This is a genomic window from Streptomyces sp. NPDC096048, assembly GCF_044763415.1.
Classification (GTDB): domain Bacteria; phylum Actinomycetota; class Actinomycetes; order Streptomycetales; family Streptomycetaceae; genus Streptomyces.
Genome location: NZ_JBIWGG010000004.1, coordinates 248,311 through 263,999, shown reverse-complemented (window position 1 = coordinate 263,999; position 15,689 = coordinate 248,311). Strand labels below are relative to the sequence as shown.

16 protein-coding genes are annotated in these 15,689 nt (G+C 73.0%); 7 read left to right on the top strand and 9 right to left on the bottom strand.

The annotated features are described in order from the left end of the window. Positions 1–145: 145 nt before the first annotated feature. Positions 146–2,410, bottom strand: coding sequence for a heavy metal translocating P-type ATPase (locus tag ACIQ6R_RS12250; RefSeq protein WP_404220625.1), 2,265 nt, complete (start codon positions 2,408–2,410; stop codon positions 146–148). A gap of 73 nt (positions 2,411–2,483) precedes the next feature. Continuing rightward, positions 2,484–2,729, bottom strand: coding sequence for a heavy-metal-associated domain-containing protein (locus ACIQ6R_RS12245; protein WP_376672690.1), 246 nt, complete (start codon positions 2,727–2,729; stop codon positions 2,484–2,486). Positions 2,730–2,957: 228 nt separating this feature from the next. Between ACIQ6R_RS12245 and ACIQ6R_RS12240 the strand changes: the two genes are divergently transcribed. Beyond that, on the top strand, positions 2,958–3,935 hold the full coding sequence (locus ACIQ6R_RS12240; protein WP_404220623.1) for a hypothetical protein: 978 nt from the start codon (positions 2,958–2,960) through the stop codon (positions 3,933–3,935). An 89-nt stretch (positions 3,936–4,024) separates the two neighbouring features. Here ACIQ6R_RS12240 and ACIQ6R_RS12235 read toward each other — a convergent pair whose 3' ends face one another. Next, a complete protein-coding gene (locus ACIQ6R_RS12235; RefSeq protein ID WP_404180289.1) occupies positions 4,025–4,804 on the bottom strand; it encodes a DeoR/GlpR family DNA-binding transcription regulator in 780 nt (259 codons plus the stop codon). Positions 4,805–4,964: 160 nt separating this feature from the next. Between ACIQ6R_RS12235 and ACIQ6R_RS12230 the strand changes: the two genes are divergently transcribed. Both ACIQ6R_RS12230 and ACIQ6R_RS12225 read left to right on the top strand, forming a co-directional pair. Next, a complete protein-coding gene (locus tag ACIQ6R_RS12230; protein ID WP_404220620.1) occupies positions 4,965–5,846 on the top strand; it encodes an SIS domain-containing protein in 882 nt (293 codons plus the stop codon). Positions 5,847–5,904: 58 nt separating this feature from the next. Then, complete coding sequence (locus ACIQ6R_RS12225; RefSeq protein ID WP_404220618.1) at positions 5,905–6,765, top strand: ketose-bisphosphate aldolase; 861 nt, start codon at positions 5,905–5,907, stop codon at positions 6,763–6,765. A 142-nt stretch (positions 6,766–6,907) separates the two neighbouring features. On the opposite strand, the gene ACIQ6R_RS12220 is transcribed toward ACIQ6R_RS12225, so the two are convergent. Next, positions 6,908–8,041, bottom strand: coding sequence for a methyltransferase (locus ACIQ6R_RS12220; protein ID WP_404221357.1), 1,134 nt, complete (start codon positions 8,039–8,041; stop codon positions 6,908–6,910). A gap of 98 nt (positions 8,042–8,139) precedes the next feature. Between ACIQ6R_RS12220 and ACIQ6R_RS12215 the strand changes: the two genes are divergently transcribed. After that, positions 8,140–8,790: an alpha-ketoglutarate-dependent dioxygenase AlkB family protein gene (locus tag ACIQ6R_RS12215; protein WP_404220615.1), complete on the top strand. Its 651-nt coding sequence runs from the start codon at positions 8,140–8,142 to the stop codon at positions 8,788–8,790. Between the two features lie 40 nt (positions 8,791–8,830). Next, positions 8,831–10,069, top strand: coding sequence for an ROK family protein (locus ACIQ6R_RS12210; RefSeq protein WP_404220613.1), 1,239 nt, complete (start codon positions 8,831–8,833; stop codon positions 10,067–10,069). 23 nt (positions 10,070–10,092) lie between these two features. Here ACIQ6R_RS12210 and ACIQ6R_RS12205 read toward each other — a convergent pair whose 3' ends face one another. After that, positions 10,093–10,491 (bottom strand): VOC family protein, encoded by a 399-nt coding sequence (locus ACIQ6R_RS12205; protein WP_404180277.1) that lies wholly within the window; start codon positions 10,489–10,491, stop codon positions 10,093–10,095. A 275-nt stretch (positions 10,492–10,766) separates the two neighbouring features. Here ACIQ6R_RS12205 and ACIQ6R_RS12200 point away from each other — a divergent pair, with 275 nt between their 5' ends. Continuing rightward, positions 10,767–11,042, top strand: coding sequence for an SHOCT domain-containing protein (locus ACIQ6R_RS12200; RefSeq protein WP_404180274.1), 276 nt, complete (start codon positions 10,767–10,769; stop codon positions 11,040–11,042). A 270-nt stretch (positions 11,043–11,312) separates the two neighbouring features. Here ACIQ6R_RS12200 and ACIQ6R_RS12195 read toward each other — a convergent pair whose 3' ends face one another. Together ACIQ6R_RS12195 and ACIQ6R_RS12190 are read right to left on the bottom strand one after the other, a co-directional pair. Further along, positions 11,313–11,861: an ATP-binding protein gene (locus ACIQ6R_RS12195; RefSeq protein WP_404180271.1), complete on the bottom strand. Its 549-nt coding sequence runs from the start codon at positions 11,859–11,861 to the stop codon at positions 11,313–11,315. A 184-nt stretch (positions 11,862–12,045) separates the two neighbouring features. Further along, positions 12,046–12,369: a hypothetical protein gene (locus ACIQ6R_RS12190; protein WP_345627609.1), complete on the bottom strand. Its 324-nt coding sequence runs from the start codon at positions 12,367–12,369 to the stop codon at positions 12,046–12,048. 370 nt (positions 12,370–12,739) lie between these two features. Between ACIQ6R_RS12190 and ACIQ6R_RS12185 the strand changes: the two genes are divergently transcribed. Next, positions 12,740–13,864, top strand: a complete 1,125-nt coding sequence (locus tag ACIQ6R_RS12185; RefSeq protein WP_404220611.1) for a PLP-dependent cysteine synthase family protein — start codon at positions 12,740–12,742, stop codon at positions 13,862–13,864. A gap of 51 nt (positions 13,865–13,915) precedes the next feature. Here the strand turns inward: ACIQ6R_RS12185 and ACIQ6R_RS12180 are convergent, their stop codons facing one another. Continuing rightward, the gene (locus tag ACIQ6R_RS12180) at positions 13,916–14,389 is read right to left on the bottom strand and encodes an SRPBCC family protein (protein ID WP_404220609.1); all 474 of its coding nucleotides are present in this window, start codon (positions 14,387–14,389) and stop codon (positions 13,916–13,918) included. Positions 14,390–14,507: 118 nt separating this feature from the next. Continuing rightward, positions 14,508–15,329, bottom strand: coding sequence for a DeoR/GlpR family DNA-binding transcription regulator (locus ACIQ6R_RS12175; protein ID WP_404180261.1), 822 nt, complete (start codon positions 15,327–15,329; stop codon positions 14,508–14,510). Positions 15,330–15,689: the final 360 nt, after the last annotated feature.

Below are 15,689 nucleotides of genomic sequence, written 5' to 3'. Positions count from 1 at the left end.
GCGCGGCACGGCCACTCGCAGGGGGGCGACCGCCCGGGCCGTCGTCGGCACCCACCCGGTGTGAACCGGTGAGCCGTCGCGGACGCGCGTGAGCCGCCGGGCGACCCGTGAGGGGCGGCCGGCGGCTCGGCGGCGGTGCGGTGGGTCAGCTCGCGGCCTTGAAGCCGCGCAGGCGCAGGGAGTTGCCGACGACGAAGACCGAGGAGAAGGCCATGGCCGCTCCGGCGATCATCGGGTTGAGCAGCCCGGCCGCGGCGAGCGGCAGTGCTGCGACGTTGTAGGCGAAGGCCCAGAACAGGTTGGACTTGATGGTGCCCAGCGTCCTGCGGGCCAGCCGGATGGCGTCGGCGGCGGCGCGCAGGTCGCCGCGGACGAGGGTGAGGTCGCCGGCCTCGATGGCGGCGTCGGTGCCGGTGCCCATGGCCAGCCCCAGGTCGGCCTGGGCGAGCGCCGCGGCGTCGTTGACGCCGTCGCCGACCATCGCCACCGAACGGCCCTCGCCCTGGAGGCGCTTGACGACGTCGACCTTGTCCTCGGGCATGACCTCGGCGATGACGTGCTCGGCGTCGATGCCGACCTCGCGGGCGACGGAGGCGGCCACGGCCCGGTTGTCACCGGTCAGCAGTACCGGGGTCAGCCCCAGGGCGCGCAGCCGCGCGATCGCCTCGGGGCTGGTCTCCTTCACCGCGTCGGCGACCTCCAGGACCGCGCGCGCCGCACCGTCCCAGGCGACGGCGATCGCGGTGCGACCGGCCGTCTCCGCCTCGGCCTTGGCCCGGCCCAGGTCCGCCGGAAGGCCCATGGCCCACTCGGCGAGCAGTTGTTCGCGGCCGACGAGGACGGCGTGGCCGTCGACGACGCCCTGCACGCCGAGCCCCGGGACGTTGGCGAAGTCCTCGGGGGCGGGCAGCGCACCCAGCTTCTCCAGGGCTCCGTCCGCGACGGCCCGGGCGATCGGGTGCTCCGACGCGTGCTCCAACGCACCGGCCAGCCGCAGCACTTCGGTCTCGTCGGTGCCGTCGGCGGTGTGCACGGCGAGCAGGGTCATACGGCCGGTGGTGACGGTGCCGGTCTTGTCGAGGACGATGGTGTCGACCTCGCGGGTGGCCTCCAGGACCTCGGGGCCCTTGATGAGGATGCCGAGCTGGGCGCCGCGTCCGGTGCCGACCATCAGCGCGGTCGGCGTGGCCAGCCCCAGGGCGCAGGGGCAGGCGATGATCAGTACGGCGACGGCGGCCGTGAACGCGGCGGTCAGGCCGGAGCCGTTGCCGATCCAGAAGCCGAGGGTGGCCAGCGCCAGGGCGATGACGACCGGGACGAAGACCCCGGAGACACGGTCGGCGAGCCGTTGCGCCTGGGCCTTGCCGTTCTGCGCGTCCTCGACCAGCTTCGCCATCCGGGCCAGCTGCGTGTCCGCGCCGACCCGCGTCGCCTCGACCACCAGACGGCCGCCCGCGTTCAGGGTGGCGCCGGTGACCGGGTCGCCCACGCCGACCTCCACGGGCACCGACTCGCCGGTGAGCATGGAGGCGTCGACGGCGGAGGTGCCCTCCACGACCGTGCCGTCGGTGGCGATCTTCTCGCCGGGGCGGACCAGGAAGCGGTCACCCACCGCCAACTCCGCGGTGGGAACCGTTCGTTCACCGCCGCCAGGGTCCACTACGGTGACGTCCTTGGCGCCCAGTTCCAGCAGGGCCGTCAGCGCGGCGCCGGCCTTGCGCTTGGAGCGGGCCTCGAAGTAGCGGCCGGCGAGGATGAAGGCGGTCACCCCGGCGGCGGCCTCCAGATAGATGTTCCCGGCGCCGTCGGTGCGGGCGATGGTCAGCTCGAACGGGTGGGTCATGCCGGGAGTGCCCGCGGTGCCGAAGAACAGCGCCCACAGCGACCACAGGAACGCCGCCGACGTGCCGACCGAGATGAGCGTGTCCATGGTGGCCGCGCCGTGCCGGGCGTTGGTGAAGGCGGCCTTGTGGAAGGGCCAGGCGGCGTAGGTCACCACGGGCGCCGCCAGGGTGAGCGACAGCCACTGCCAGTACTCGAACTGCAACGCCGGAACCATCGCCATCGCGATGACCGGGACGGCCAGCACCACTGCGGTGACCAGCCGCTCCCGCAGCGGCCGCAGTTCGTCGGCGGGCCCGGCACTCTCCGCGCCGGGCGCGGGCTCGGCACGTACCGGCTCGGGCTCGCGGGCGGTGTACCCGGTCGCCTCGACGGTGGCGATCAGCTCCGGGACGGACACGTCACCGGCGTAGTGCACCTTCGCCTTCTCCGTCGCGTAGTTGACGGTGGCGGTGACCCCGTCCATCCGGTTGAGCTTCTTCTCGATCCGGGCGGCGCACGAGGCGCAGGTCATGCCGCCGATGGCGAGTTCCACCTCGGCCGGTGCGCTGGTCGTACTCGTGGTCATGGCTGCTCCTGATGCGGGGTCGTCGGCCGGGACCCGGCGAGCGGGTCCCGGCGGTGCGGCGGGGGGCGGTCGGTCAGACGCGGCCGGTCAGCTCGTAGCCGGCCTCGTCGACGACTTCGGCGAGCGCGGCGTCGTCCGGCTCGGCGGTTCCGGTGACGGTGACCCGGCCCGTGTCGAGCTCGACGTCGACGCCGGTGACGCCGTCCAGCTCACCGATCACCCGGGTGAGCGTCGCCTTGCAGTGACCGCAGCTCATCCCCGCGACGGCGTAGGTGGTGCTGACGGGCGGGGTGACGGGAGTGGTGACGGTCGAAGCCATGGTTCCTCCGTGAAGTCGTGATGCCGTGAATGTCGTGATGTCGCGAATGGCGTGATGCCGTGGAAGTACGGGGAGGGGGTACCCCTGCCGAGTTCCATATATACCCCCCAGGGGTAAGCAGGGCAACTCCCTCGCTCGCCTTGACTTGATACCCCCTCGGGGTATGGTGAAGTGCATGGAGAGGCCTCCGCGCGAGCCGGAGACCCGGAATCCGAGGAGACGACCGCCATGCACACCGGCCTGAGGATCACCGCGTTCGCCGCCGCGCTGGCCGCGACCTTCGGCACCGCCTACGGCGTCGGCAGGGGAGTGGACCCGGTCGTCGCGGAGAAGGCGCCCGCGACCCACGACGAGCACAGCCGGCCATCACCGGAACCGAAGGAGGGCGGCGGCCACGGAGGGCACGAGAGCGCCATGCCCGGCGGACTGCAGATCTCCGAGGGCGGCTACTCCCTCGACCTCGCCACCCCGCGCGTCACCGCGGGCCAGCGCACCGAGCTGCGCTTCACCGTCCGGGACGGCAGCGGCGAGGCCGTGACCGCCTACCAGCGCGAGCACGACAAGGAACTCCACCTCATCCTGGCCTCGCGCGACCTGGCCACCTACCGCCACCTGCACCCCACGCGCGCCGCCGACGGCACCTGGAGCACCCCCGTCGACCTGCCTCGCGCGGGCGGCTACCGGGTCTTCGCCGACTTCACCCCGGCGAAGAAGAACGCGGAGAGCCTCACCCTCGGCGCCGACCTGGCCGCATCCGGCCGCTACGAGCCCGTGAACCTGCCGGCCCCGGACGACACCGCCCGGGCCGACGGCTATCAGGTCGAACTCGCCGGATCCCTGCTCCCCGGCAAGGCGAGTGAGCTGAAGCTGAAGGTCTCCCGGGACGGTGAGCCCGTCAACGACCTCCAGCCCTACCTCGGCGCCTACGGCCACCTGGTCGCCCTGCGCTCGGGCGACCTCGCCTACCTCCACGTCCACCCGAACGGCGAACCCGGCGACGGCACCACCGAGCCCGGCCCGGAGATCTCCTTCACGGCCACCGCGCCCAGCGACGGCACCTACCGCCTCTTCCTGGACTTCCAGCACCAGGGCAAGGTCCACACCGTGGCGTTCACCGTGCGGGCCGGATCGGCACCCGCGGCGCAGGACCCGGCTCCGACGACTCCGGCCGCCCCGACCGAGCACAGTGGCGGTCACGGGCACTGACGGCACGGGCACTGACGGCACGGGCACTGACGGCACGGGCGCTGAGGGCCGCGGGCGGCGAGGGTGACTGTGGCGGGGGGCGGCCCGTCCTAGGCCGTGACGACCCGGATCCCCGCCTCCTCGAACTGCCGTACCAGGTCCGGGTCGGCCGCCCCGTCCGTGACCAGCGTGTCCACGGACTCCGCCGCGCAGATCCGGGCGAACGCCCGCCTGCCCAGCTTGCTGGAGTCGGCGGCCACCACCACGCGCTCGGCGCGCTCGCACAGCAGCCGGTTGATCGCGGCCTCCGCCTCGTCGTGGGCCGCGGCGCCGTGCGCGACGTCGAAGGCGACGACGCCGAGCACCGCGATGTCGAGGGTCACCTGACCCAGTACGCCGTCCGCGAGCGGCCCGATCAGCTCGTACGACTGCGCCCGGGCCACACCACCGGTCACCACGATCTTGAACTGCGGCCGGACGGCCAGCTCGTTCGCGATGTTGAGCGCGTTGGTGACCACGGTCAGCGCGGGGGCGCCGGAGGCCAGGTCGGCGCGCACGGCCAGGGCGCGCGCCACCTCGGTGGTCGTCGTGCCCCCGGTCAGTCCGACCGCCTCGCCGGGTGCCACCAGGGCGGCGACCGCCTGCGCGACGCGCTGCTTCTCCGAGGCCCGGCGGGCCGTCTTGTAGCGCAGCGGCAGTTCGTACGACACCCCGTGCACGACCGCGCCGCCGCGCGTGCGCACCAGCATCTGCTGCTCGGCGAGCCGGTCGAAGTCACGGCGGATCGTCGCGGCCGAGACCTCCAGCTCGGTCGCCGCCTCCTCGACGTCCAGCCGGCCGCGCTCGACGAGCAGCTCCAGCAGCGCCTTCCAGCGGGCGTCGCGCGACATCCGCGCCTCCGTTCCTCGATCTTCCGCCGACCCTAGCGCACCCCACTCTTCTCCAAAATGCTTGATTGTGCTCGAAAGCTGGCTATATCTTGCAGTAACAATCAGAAAGCATCGGACCGGGCCCAGCTGATCGTGGGTCGGTGATCGGGGAGTGTGCGGCATGACGTATGTCGAGGACGAGCTCAACAGCCAGCCCGAGTGCTGGACACGCGCTGCCGTGCAGGCGGCACGGCACACGGCGGCGCTTCCGGCGCCGGGGGAGCGGGTGGCGATCGTCGGATGCGGCACCTCGTACTTCATGGCCCAGTCGGCGGCGGCGCTGCGCGAGGACGCGGGCCAGGGCGAGACGGACGCGTTCGCCGCCTCCGAGTTCCCGCGGGGCCGGGCGTACGACCGTGTCGTCGCCCTCACCCGCTCCGGCACCACCACCGAAGTACTGGAACTGCTCACGGAGTTGCGGGGCCGCACCCGTACCGTCGCGCTCACCGCCGACCCGGAGACACCGGTCATGGCGGCCGCGGACGACGTGGTGGTACTCGACTTCGCCGACGAACGGTCGGTCGTGCAGACCCGGTTCGCGACGACCGCCCTCACCCTGCTCCGCGCCCACCTGGGCCTGCACACGGACGCGGTCGTCGCCGACGGGCGCACCGCACTCGCCGCCGAGCTGCCCGAAGGGCTCGTCGAGTGCAACCAGTTCACCTTCCTGGGCCGGGGCTGGACCGTCGGTCTGGCCAACGAGGCCGGCCTGAAGATGCGTGAGGCCTCCCTGTCCTGGACCGAGGCCTACCCGGCCATGGAGTACCGACACGGCCCGATCAGCATCAGCACCGCCTCCACGGCGACCTGGATGTTCGGTGAGGCGCCCGAAGGCCTGGCCGACCAGGTCCGCGACACCGGCGCTCTGTGGGTGCCGGGGAGCCTCGACCCGCTCGCCGAACTGGTCCGTGCCCAGCGCCTCGCGGTCGCCGTGGCCGCCGCCCGCGGCCTCGACCCGGACCGGCCCCGCCACCTCACCCGCTCGGTGATCCTCGCCCCCTGACGTCCGCCCGACACCGACCCCCGACACCCGCGCCCCGACGCGCGGAAAGGGAGTGACCGTGCCCCTCGCCACCACCGGCGACCTGGTCGGCCGTGCCGCCGCCGCGCGCTCCGCCGTCGCCGCCTTCAACGTCATCACCCTGGAGCACATCGAGGCAGTCGTCGCGGGCGCCGAGTCCGTGCACACGCCCGTCGTCCTCCAGGTCAGCGAGAACGCCGTGAAGTACCGCTACGGCCGCCTGCTGCCGCTGGCCCGCGCGGCCGTCGCCGCCGCCGAGGGCGCCGCCGTGCCCGTCGCCCTGCACCTCGACCACGTCCAGAACGACAGCCTGCTCCGCCAGGCCCCGGACGCCGGCTTCAGTTCGGTGATGTACGACGCCTCCCGGCTGCCGTACGCGGAGAACCTCGCGGCGACCCGGGCCGCCGCCGACTGGGCGCACGCCCAGGGGCTGTGGATCGAGGCCGAGTTGGGGGAGGTCGGCGGCAAGAACGGCGCACCGCCGCTCGACGCCCACACGCCCGGAGCCCGCACCGAGCCCGCCGAGGCGCGCTCCTTCGTCGCCGACTCCGGAGTGGACGCCCTGGCCGTCGCCGTCGGCAGCTCCCACGCCATGACCACGCGCACCGCCGCCCTCGACCACGACCTGCTCAAGGAACTGTCGGGCGCGCTGGACGTGCCGCTCGTCCTGCACGGCTCCTCCGGAGTCCCGGACGGCGAACTCGCCGCGGCGGTCGCGGGCGGCATCTCCAAGGTCAACGTCGGCACCGCGCTCAACATCGCCATGACCGGCGCGATCAGGGAGTACCTCGCCGCCCGCCCCGAGGCGGTCGACTCGCGCGGCTACCTCACGGTGGGAAGGGAGGCCATGGTGCGGACGGTGGCCACGATCATCCAGGTGGTCGCCAGGACCGCGACCTGACAGTCACGGGACCACGCCCTGACAGCACCGGGTCTACGTCCTGGCAGCAATGGGTCTACGTCCTGACAGCACCGGGTCTACGTCCTGGCAGCAACGGCGCTACGCCCTGACAGTCACGGGCTGCGTCCTGGCAGTCACCCGACTACTTCATGACGGCCTTCAGCACCACGAACTTCCGGTCGCTCGCCACCAGGTGGCTGTTGCCGAACAGACGTCGCAGCTTGACGTGGTAGCCCAGGTGCCGGTTGCCGACCACCCACAGCTCGCCGCCGGGGCGCAGCACGCGCCGCGCCCCGGTGAACATCCGCCACGCCGTGGCGTCGGTCGTCGCCTGGTGGGAGTGGAAGGGCGGGTTGTTGAGCACCAGGTCGACACTGCCGTCCGGCACCCCGGCCAGTCCGTCACCGACCCGGAACTCGGCCTTCCCCGTCGCCCCGTTCGCCCTGTACGTCGCCTCCGCCGAGGCCACGGCCTGGAAGGACTCGTCGGTGAACAGCACCTCGGCCCCCGGGTCGGCCAGCGCCACCGCCGTACCGACCACACCGTTGCCACAGCCCAGGTCCACCACCCGGCGGGCGCCGCCGGCGTCCGGCAGGTGCTGGAGGAAGAACCGGGTGCCGATGTCGAGCCGGTCGGCGCAGAAGACACCGGCGTGATTGACGACCGTCCGGCCGGAGAGCGGCCCGACGTCGTCGGGGAGCCGGTAGGTGAGAGGCCAGGGATTGGCGGGCCGCTTCAGCGAGAGGTCGGGCGTGGCGAAGACCAGCCGTGCCTTCTTCACGGCCAACGAGGTCCGGGTCGGCCCCACGATCCGCTCGAACAGCCTGAGCGTCGAGGTGTGGATCTCCTTGACCATCCCGGTGCCGACGACGACCGTGCCCTCGTGCAGCGCGGGCGCCAGCCGCAGCAACTGGTCCTCCAGCAGCGCCAGGCTCTTCGGCACCCGCACCAGCAGCACGTCGACACGGTCCGGCGGCGGGTCCTGCGTGGTCAGCAGGCGCACGGAACCCGGCTCGACGCCGGCCCGCTCCAGATTGGCGCGCGTCGCCTCCCGCGTGAGGTGCGAGTCGGTGATCTGCACCGGCCGGTGCGCCGCCAGCGCCGTCACGAGCGCTCCCCAGCGGTCGCCGACGACCACGACCGTGCCGGACAGCGGGACGTCCTGCTCCGCGAGGTGCCCGAGCAGATACTCGTCGGAGGCGTCCCAGGCGCGGAGCCGGTCGCGCGGGTCCTCGGGGAAGCGGGCCGGCACATGCTCGCCCCATGGAGTCGTCATACGGTCGCTGCGGTCGTTCATCGTGCGTCCAGGCTAGCCGAGCCGCAGCTCAGGCCGTGCCGGGCGGAGTGCGGGAGGCAGCGGGCAGGATGGGAGACATGGACGACGAGCTGTTCCCCAGGGCCCGTACCGAGACCGCGCCCGGCGCCGTCCACGTGCCGGACTGGCTGGACACCGGACGGCAGCGTGAGCTGCTGCACGCCTGCCGCGAGTGGGCCCGCCCACCGGCCGGACTGCGCACGGTCCGCACTCCCGGCGGCGGCACCATCACCGCGAGACAGGTCTGCCTCGGGTGGCACTGGTACCCGTACGCCTACGCCCGCGCCGTCGTCGACGGCGACGGCGCGCCGGTGAAGCCCTTCCCGGCATGGCTCGGGGACCTGGCCCGCCGGGCGGTGACCGACGCGCTCGGCGCCGACGCGGTGGCGGCGACGCCGTACGACATCGCACTGATCAACTTCTACGCGTCCGACGCCCGCATGGGCATGCACCGCGACGCCGACGAGAGGTCCGACGCGCCCGTGGTCTCCCTGAGCCTCGGCGACACCTGCGTCTTCCGCTTCGGCAACCCGGAAACCCGGAGCCGCCCGTACACCGACGTCGAGCTGCGCAGCGGCGACCTGTTCGTCTTCGGCGGACCGTCCCGGCTCGCCCACCACGGGGTGCCCCGAGTGCACGCGGGCACCGCCCCGCCCGAGTTGGGGCTCACCGGACGGCTGAACATCACGCTGAGGGTCAGCGGCCTCTAGGCACCTGCACCTGTCTGCGGATCATGGGAGACTCCCCCTCATGAGCGGCAAGGCGGACCCCCGGGCGGCGGGGGAAGGGACCACCTCGAGGACGCGGCTGGACCGGGGGCGCGGTGCGCTCGGACCCGCGTTGGAGCTCGTGCACACCGGACGCGCCCCCACCCGGGCCGTCCTCACCGCGGAACTCGGCGTCACCCGGGCCACGGCCGGCGCGGTCGCCGCCGAGCTGGAGGCGCTCGGTCTGATCCGGGTGGACGCCCGCCCCGGCGCCGCGGCCGGTTCGCAGGGCCGCCCCTCGCACCGTCTCGCGGTCGCCGAGGACGGGCCCGTCGCCCTGGCCGCCCAGGTCCACGCCGACGGATTCCGCGCGGCGCTGGTCGGCCTCGGCGGTCGGATCGTCGCCACCGCGCCCGGCTGCGAGGTCGTCGACGCCGACCCGGCGAAGGTGCTCGGCTCCGTCGTCGAGGCGGGCGCGGAACTGCTCCGGGAGACCGGGCGACGCTGCGTCGGCGCGGGACTCGCCGTGCCGTCGGCCGTCGCGGAACCGGAGGGCCTGGCGCTGAACCCGCTCCACCTGGCCTGGCCGGCGGGCGCGCCCGTGCGGCGGATCTTCGCGGAGCAGGTGCGCGCCGCCGGTATCGAGGGGCCCGCGTTCGCCGCGAACGACGTCAACCTCGCCGCCCTCGCCGAGCACCGCCACGGCGCCGGGCGCGGAGCCCGCGACCTGCTGTGCGTGGCCACCGGCCACCGGGGCGTCGGCGGCGCCCTGGTCCTCGACGGCCGCCTGCACATGGGCAGTTCGGGTCTCGCCCTGGAGGTCGGCCACCTCACCGTCAACCCAGAGGGCCGCCCCTGCTACTGCGGCGGCCAGGGCTGCCTGGACGTGGAGACCGACCCGCTGGCCTTCCTCACCGCGGCCGGCCGCGAGCCCGGCCCCGAGGTGTCGCTGCTCCAGCAGTCCATCGACCTGATCCGCGGCCACTACACCGACCCGGCCGTCCGCACCGCGACCCAGGCCCTCATCGACCGCCTCGGCCTGGGACTCGCCGGCCTGGTCAACATCCTCAACCCGGACCGCATCATCCTCGGCGGACTCCACCGCGCACTCCTGGACGCCGACCCCGAGCGTCTGCGCGCGGTCGTCGCCGACCGCAGCCTGTGGGGCCAGAGCGGAGGCGTGCCGATCCTGCCGTGCAGCCTGGACCACAACAGCCTGGTCGGCGCGGCGGAGTTGGCCTGGCAGCCGGTCCTCGACGACCCGCTGGGAGCCCTGGCCTGAGACCCCCGGCCCGGGTCGCCGGATCAGGACGTCGGCCGGTTGCCGCCGCTCGGTGCGCGGCTGAGGTCGACGACGCAGAAGATGTTGCCGTCCGGGTCGGCGAGGACCACGAAGTCGGGGTCGGGCGGGTAGAGGTCCCAGTCGACGGCCCGCGCACCGAGCCCGATCAGCCGCCGCACCTCCGCCTGCTGTTCCTCCTCCGTGTCCGTGAACAGGTCGAGGTGGAGCCGGGGCCGCGGCTCGGCCGGTGACTCGCTGCGCAGCAGGCCGAGGGCCCGCCCGGAGCCGTCGGCGTGGTCGAGCGTGCGCCATGTCTCGCTCCTCCACTCCTCGGAGGCGACCAGGTTCAGAGCAGCCGTCCAGAACGCCACCGCGCGGGGCACGTCCGTGACGCCGATGACGGGGATACCGAGTCTCAGCATGGCCCCGAGCCTACGTACTGGGCGCTCCCGATGGGCACTCCCGTGGCCCAGCGATCATGCCCTCGGCTCGACCGTGCCCTGGGCTCGACCGTCCCCTCGGCTCCCGGGAGCAGGAGCGGAACGTGCGCGTACTCCCCGCGAGGTACGCGCACTGCCGCTGGCCGTACGACGACTCGGCCCCGTGCCGGGAGGACGCTCGGAAGCACGAACAAGGACGACGTCAGGACATCACCGCGGACGTCACCAAGGACATCGCTACCGAGGAGTTGGACGACATGGAGACCCTGGCACACTTCGGCGACGGCGGGCCCGGCCCGTGGATCCTCTTCTTCCCGGTGATCTGGGCGCTGGTCATCGCCGGCGGTGTCACCCTGCTGCGCCGCACCGGCCGGCGCGGCCCCGGCCGCCCGTCCACCGTCGACGACAACTCACCCATCAGCGTCCTCGGTCACCGCTTCGCCTCCGGCGAGATCGACGAGGACGAGTACTGGCGCCGGCTGTCCGTGCTGGACGAGCGGTTCGGCCGTACGGGCAAGGGCGGCGCGGCATGACCCCGACGCGTCAGGTGACCGGATGACGACGGCCGGCATCCGGCGCCGGCCGCGTCCATCGCGCGGCTGACCCTGGGTCGGGCCGACTGGCGGTCGAGGATGGCCGGTAGGTGTCGCTGAGCCCGGCGACACCCACCGGCAGGCGACGCCTACCGGCATGCGGCGCCGACCCCGACATGCGGCGCCGACCGGAAACCGCCGCCGGACCGCGTGCCGGCGGCGAGGCCGTACCGACCGCACGGCCCGCGGCAGCGAAGGGTCACCGCCCGGTCAGCCGGCAACGGCCGACCGGGCGGGAGCGGGTTGGGGTCTGCCCAGGTCGACCGCGTGCTCGACCTCCGTGAACGCGGCGGCCGGCACCTCCTCGACCAGGCGTCGCGGCGGGCGCGCGGAGACGGGTGGCGTGGTGACCGGCACGGCTGTGACGGCCGTCGGGAGCGTGAACCAGACGACCTTGCCGGACTCGCCGTCCGGCCGGGCGCCCCAGCTCTCGCTCATCGCGGCCACCATCGAGAGTCCGCGTCCGCAGGTCGCGAGCGGCTCGGCGTCGTCCACCACGGGCAGACGCGGATCGTGGTCGCGCACCGAGACGGTGAGCCGGTCCAGGATCAGCTCTATCTCCACGGTGCACGTCTTGTCGGGCCGGGCATGCAGGTGGACGTTGGTCAGCAACTCCGTCACGCCGAGCGCGGCCCGGTCGATCAGGGAATCCATATGCCAGTAGCGCAATTGCGCAGATACGATTCTGCGGACCTGGCCGATCCGCGACGGCAGGGCTTGGAGCTCCACCGTGCAGTGTCTGCTTGGGTGACTGATCACGGCTGCGACTCCCCGACATAGAGGTCCGGAAGAACACGGAGTTCGGATCCAGCAGGGCGCACGCGGCGCATCGCCGCCTGCTGTCATGACCGGCGGGCTGGTTCGCAGCGTTATCGCCGGTAAACCCAGAGTGACGTGAGACCAGCGTGACGCAAGGGGTGAGGCACCGCAACTTACGGACATCTCAACCGCGGTGCCCGGCCGCCCTGTGCACCGCCTCGATGAAGCGGCGAGCCGCGGGCGGACCCGGCTCGCCCGGCGCGGGGTCCCGCTCGCCGAGCGTCAGCAGGTACCGCTTGCCGTTGAGGTCGGCGAGGGCCCGGTCCTCCGGGGCGAACCAGGGCCGGGAGGCGCGTACCGCCTGCACCGGAGCGCTGTCGATCTCACTGCCGTAGCTGGTGAGCAACTCCACCCGGCCACCGCTGATCCGGACCGTTCCGGCCCGGGTGAGTGAACGCAGCCGCTTGCCGATCCGCACCCCCGTGGCCCTGAACTCCGGCTCCGCCATGCCGTCGCCCCCTCGTGCGCATCGGTTGCCGGACCGTGCACCTCGCTGGGCCCGGTACCGGCCGGCTCGTGTCGTGTTCCAGTGTGCGCCCGCGGCGGGAACCAGCTCCCGCCCGCTGGCAGTCTGCCCGCACCACGCGCCGAGCACCAGTGCGCACCGCCCCTTTCCGGCGGCGACCGGAGCACTCGCGCGAATGCGCCCCCACCGGGCCGGACACCGGGCCGCACGCCAAGCCGGACACCGGGCCCCAGGGGAGCCTTTGGACTCCCCAAAGGTGTGTTTATGCAGGTGAGAAGCGTGTGGAAGGTGCTTATGATCGAGGTGTCGGCCGCGCGACGCGCCGTCGGCGCGCAGCCTAAGGAGCCCCGTCGTGAGCACCCCCCAGCAGACCCGCACCGGCACCACCCTCGACGTCGACCACAGCGACACCGCCTACCGCGCCTGGCTGAAAGAAGCCGTGCGCAAGGTCCAGGCCGACGCCAACCGCTCGGCCGACACCCACCTGCTCCTCTTCCCGCTGCCCGAGCGGTGGGGCATCGACCTGTATCTGAAGGACGAGTCCACCCACCCCACCGGCAGCCTCAAGCACCGTCTTGCCCGCTCACTCTTCCTCTACGGCCTGTGCAACGGCTGGATCCGGCCGGGCCGCCCGGTGATCGAGGCGTCCAGCGGCTCGACGGCCGTGTCCGAGGCGTACTTCGCGAAGCTGATCGGCGTCCCCTTCATCGCCGTCATGCCGCGCACGACCAGCGCCGAGAAGATCCGTCTGATCGAGTTCCACGGCGGACGCTGCCACTTCGTGGACGACTCCCGCCGGATGTACGAGGAGTCCGCACGCCTCGCGGCCGAGACCGGCGGCCACTACATGGACCAGTTCACCTACGCCGAACGCGCCACGGACTGGCGCGGCAACAACAACATCGCCGAGTCGATCTTCCGCCAGCTGCGGCTGGAGCGGTTCCCCGAACCGGCGTGGATCGTCGCCACGGCCGGCACCGGCGGGACCTCGGCGACCCTCGCGCGCTACGTCCACTACATGCAGCACGACACCCGCGTCTGCGTCGCCGACCCGGAGAACTCCTGCTTCTTCGAGGGCTGGACCACCGGCGATCCGGACGTCGCCTGCGACCGCGGTTCCCGGATCGAGGGCATCGGCCGGCCCCGTATGGAGCCCAGCTTCGTGCCCGGCGCGATCGACCGCATGATGAAGGTGCCGGACGCGGCGAGCGTCGCCGCCGTCCGGGCCCTGGAACAGGCCATCGGCCGCAAGGCGGGCGGCTCCACGGGCACCGGACTGTGGAGCGCGCTGAAGATCGTCGCCGAGATGGTGGCCGAGGGGCGTCGGGGGAGTGTGGTGACGCTGCTGTGCGACCCGGGGGACCGGTACCTCGACAAGTACTACTCGGACGCCTGGCTCGCCGAACAGGGCCTCGACATCGGCCCGTACACGGCGGCGATCGAGTCCCTGCTGCACACGGGCACCTGGCCCGCCTGACCCGGGGGCGACGGGGCGTGGGCCGCGCGCGGCGGGCGGTACGGCCGCGTTCTACGAGCGGGTGAGCCGCCGGTCCAGCGAGGTGACCGCGTCCCGGAAGGCCCGCCCCAGACCCGGACGTGCCCGGTTCAGCACGAACCGGAACGGCGCCGTACCGTCCGCGGCGAACGTCCACCGCACGCGCGTGCCGGTCCCGGCCGGCGCCAGCCGCCACTCCTCGACCATGGCCCGGGCGCCGGGCGCGTTGGTGACGTCGACGCGATAGGCGTACACCTCGGGCGGCTCGGCCGCCAGCACCGTCTCCACGAAGCGTGTACCGCCCCTGAGCCGGATCTCGCGCCCCGCGCCCTCACCGATGGGCCGGGCGAACGTCACCGCCGCGAACCAGGCGGTCCAGCCCGGTACGTCCTCGGCGAGCGCACGGAACACCGCGTCCGGGGCGGCGGAGATCTCCCGCGCGAAGACCAGGCGTACCGGAGCCGTCTCGACGAAGTCGAGACCCACCGGACGCAGACGGCGAGCCATGGTCGCAACCCCCTTGAGCGAAGCCGCGGATGCGGACGACCGGCCAGGAGGCGCCACGATAGCCGGAGGTGCACCGGGTGTCAGCGGGTCCAGGGATACGCGCCGGCGTCCGCCGGGATCAGTCGGCCGTCTCCGGCTCGCCCGCCACGACCAGTCCCAGGTGCTCCGAGATCTCCGCACGGGCGTCCGCCGGCAGGCCGGCGTCGGTCACCAGCGTGTCCACCTGCTCCAGCGCCGCGAACGAACTCAGACCCACCACACCCCACTTGGTGTGGTCGGCGACCACCACGACACGCCGCGCCGACTGCACCAGCCGCCGGTTGGTCTCGGCCTCCGCGAGGTTCGGCGTCGACAGGCCGGCCTCGGCCGATATCCCGTGCACGCCGAGGAACAGCACGTCGAAGTGGAGCGTCGCGATCGCCTGGTCGGCGACCGGGCCCACCAGCGAGTCGGAGGGTGTGCGCACACCGCCCGTGAGCACCACCGTGGCCGCACCCTGCCGCGCCCCCGAGGTGCGCTGCGCCACGTGGAACACGTCCGCCACCCGCACCGAGTTGGTGACCACCGTCAGGTCCGGCACCTCCAGCAGCCGGTGTGCCAGCGCGTACGTGGTCGTACCGCCCGACAGGGCGATCGCCGCGCCCGGCGCGACCAGTTCCGCCGCGGCCCGTGCGATGTCCTCCTTGGCGGTCGGCTCCAGACCCGACTTCGCCTCGAACCCCGGCTCGTGCGTGCTCGCCTCGACCACCGGGACCGCGCCGCCGTGCACCTTCTCCAGCACACCCTGCCGGGACAGCGCGTCGAGGTCGCGGCGGACCGTCATGTCCGACACGCCGAGCTTGCGGGTCAGCTCGTTGACCCGGACTCCGCCCCGGCGGCGCACCTCGTCGAGGATCAGGGCGCGCCGCTGCTCCGCGAGGAGGTTCGGATTCTCACTCACGTACGCCTCGGTCCTTTCGCCGCGAAACCGCCCGACACGCCCGGCGCACCTGCTATGACGAGGAGTTCCCCCGCTCCGGTGCGTGGACATCCCATCCTCGCACGCCCCGCCACGGGCCGCGCCACCGCCTGACCGCCGCGCACATGTCACTTCCGCACCGTCCCGGTGTCACCTGTCACACGGTTCGGGGAGATTCGGTGCCGAGGGGTGTACGCCGCCCGCTCAGCGGAGATCCTTGTGCCCGCACGGACAGAGCCGACGGCGCGTCACGGGGGAGTGCGGACAGTGGAACAGGCGCAGGAACGGGCCGGGACGGGCGGACAGCATGCCCCCGGACCGCGCGACGGAACAGACGGAAGA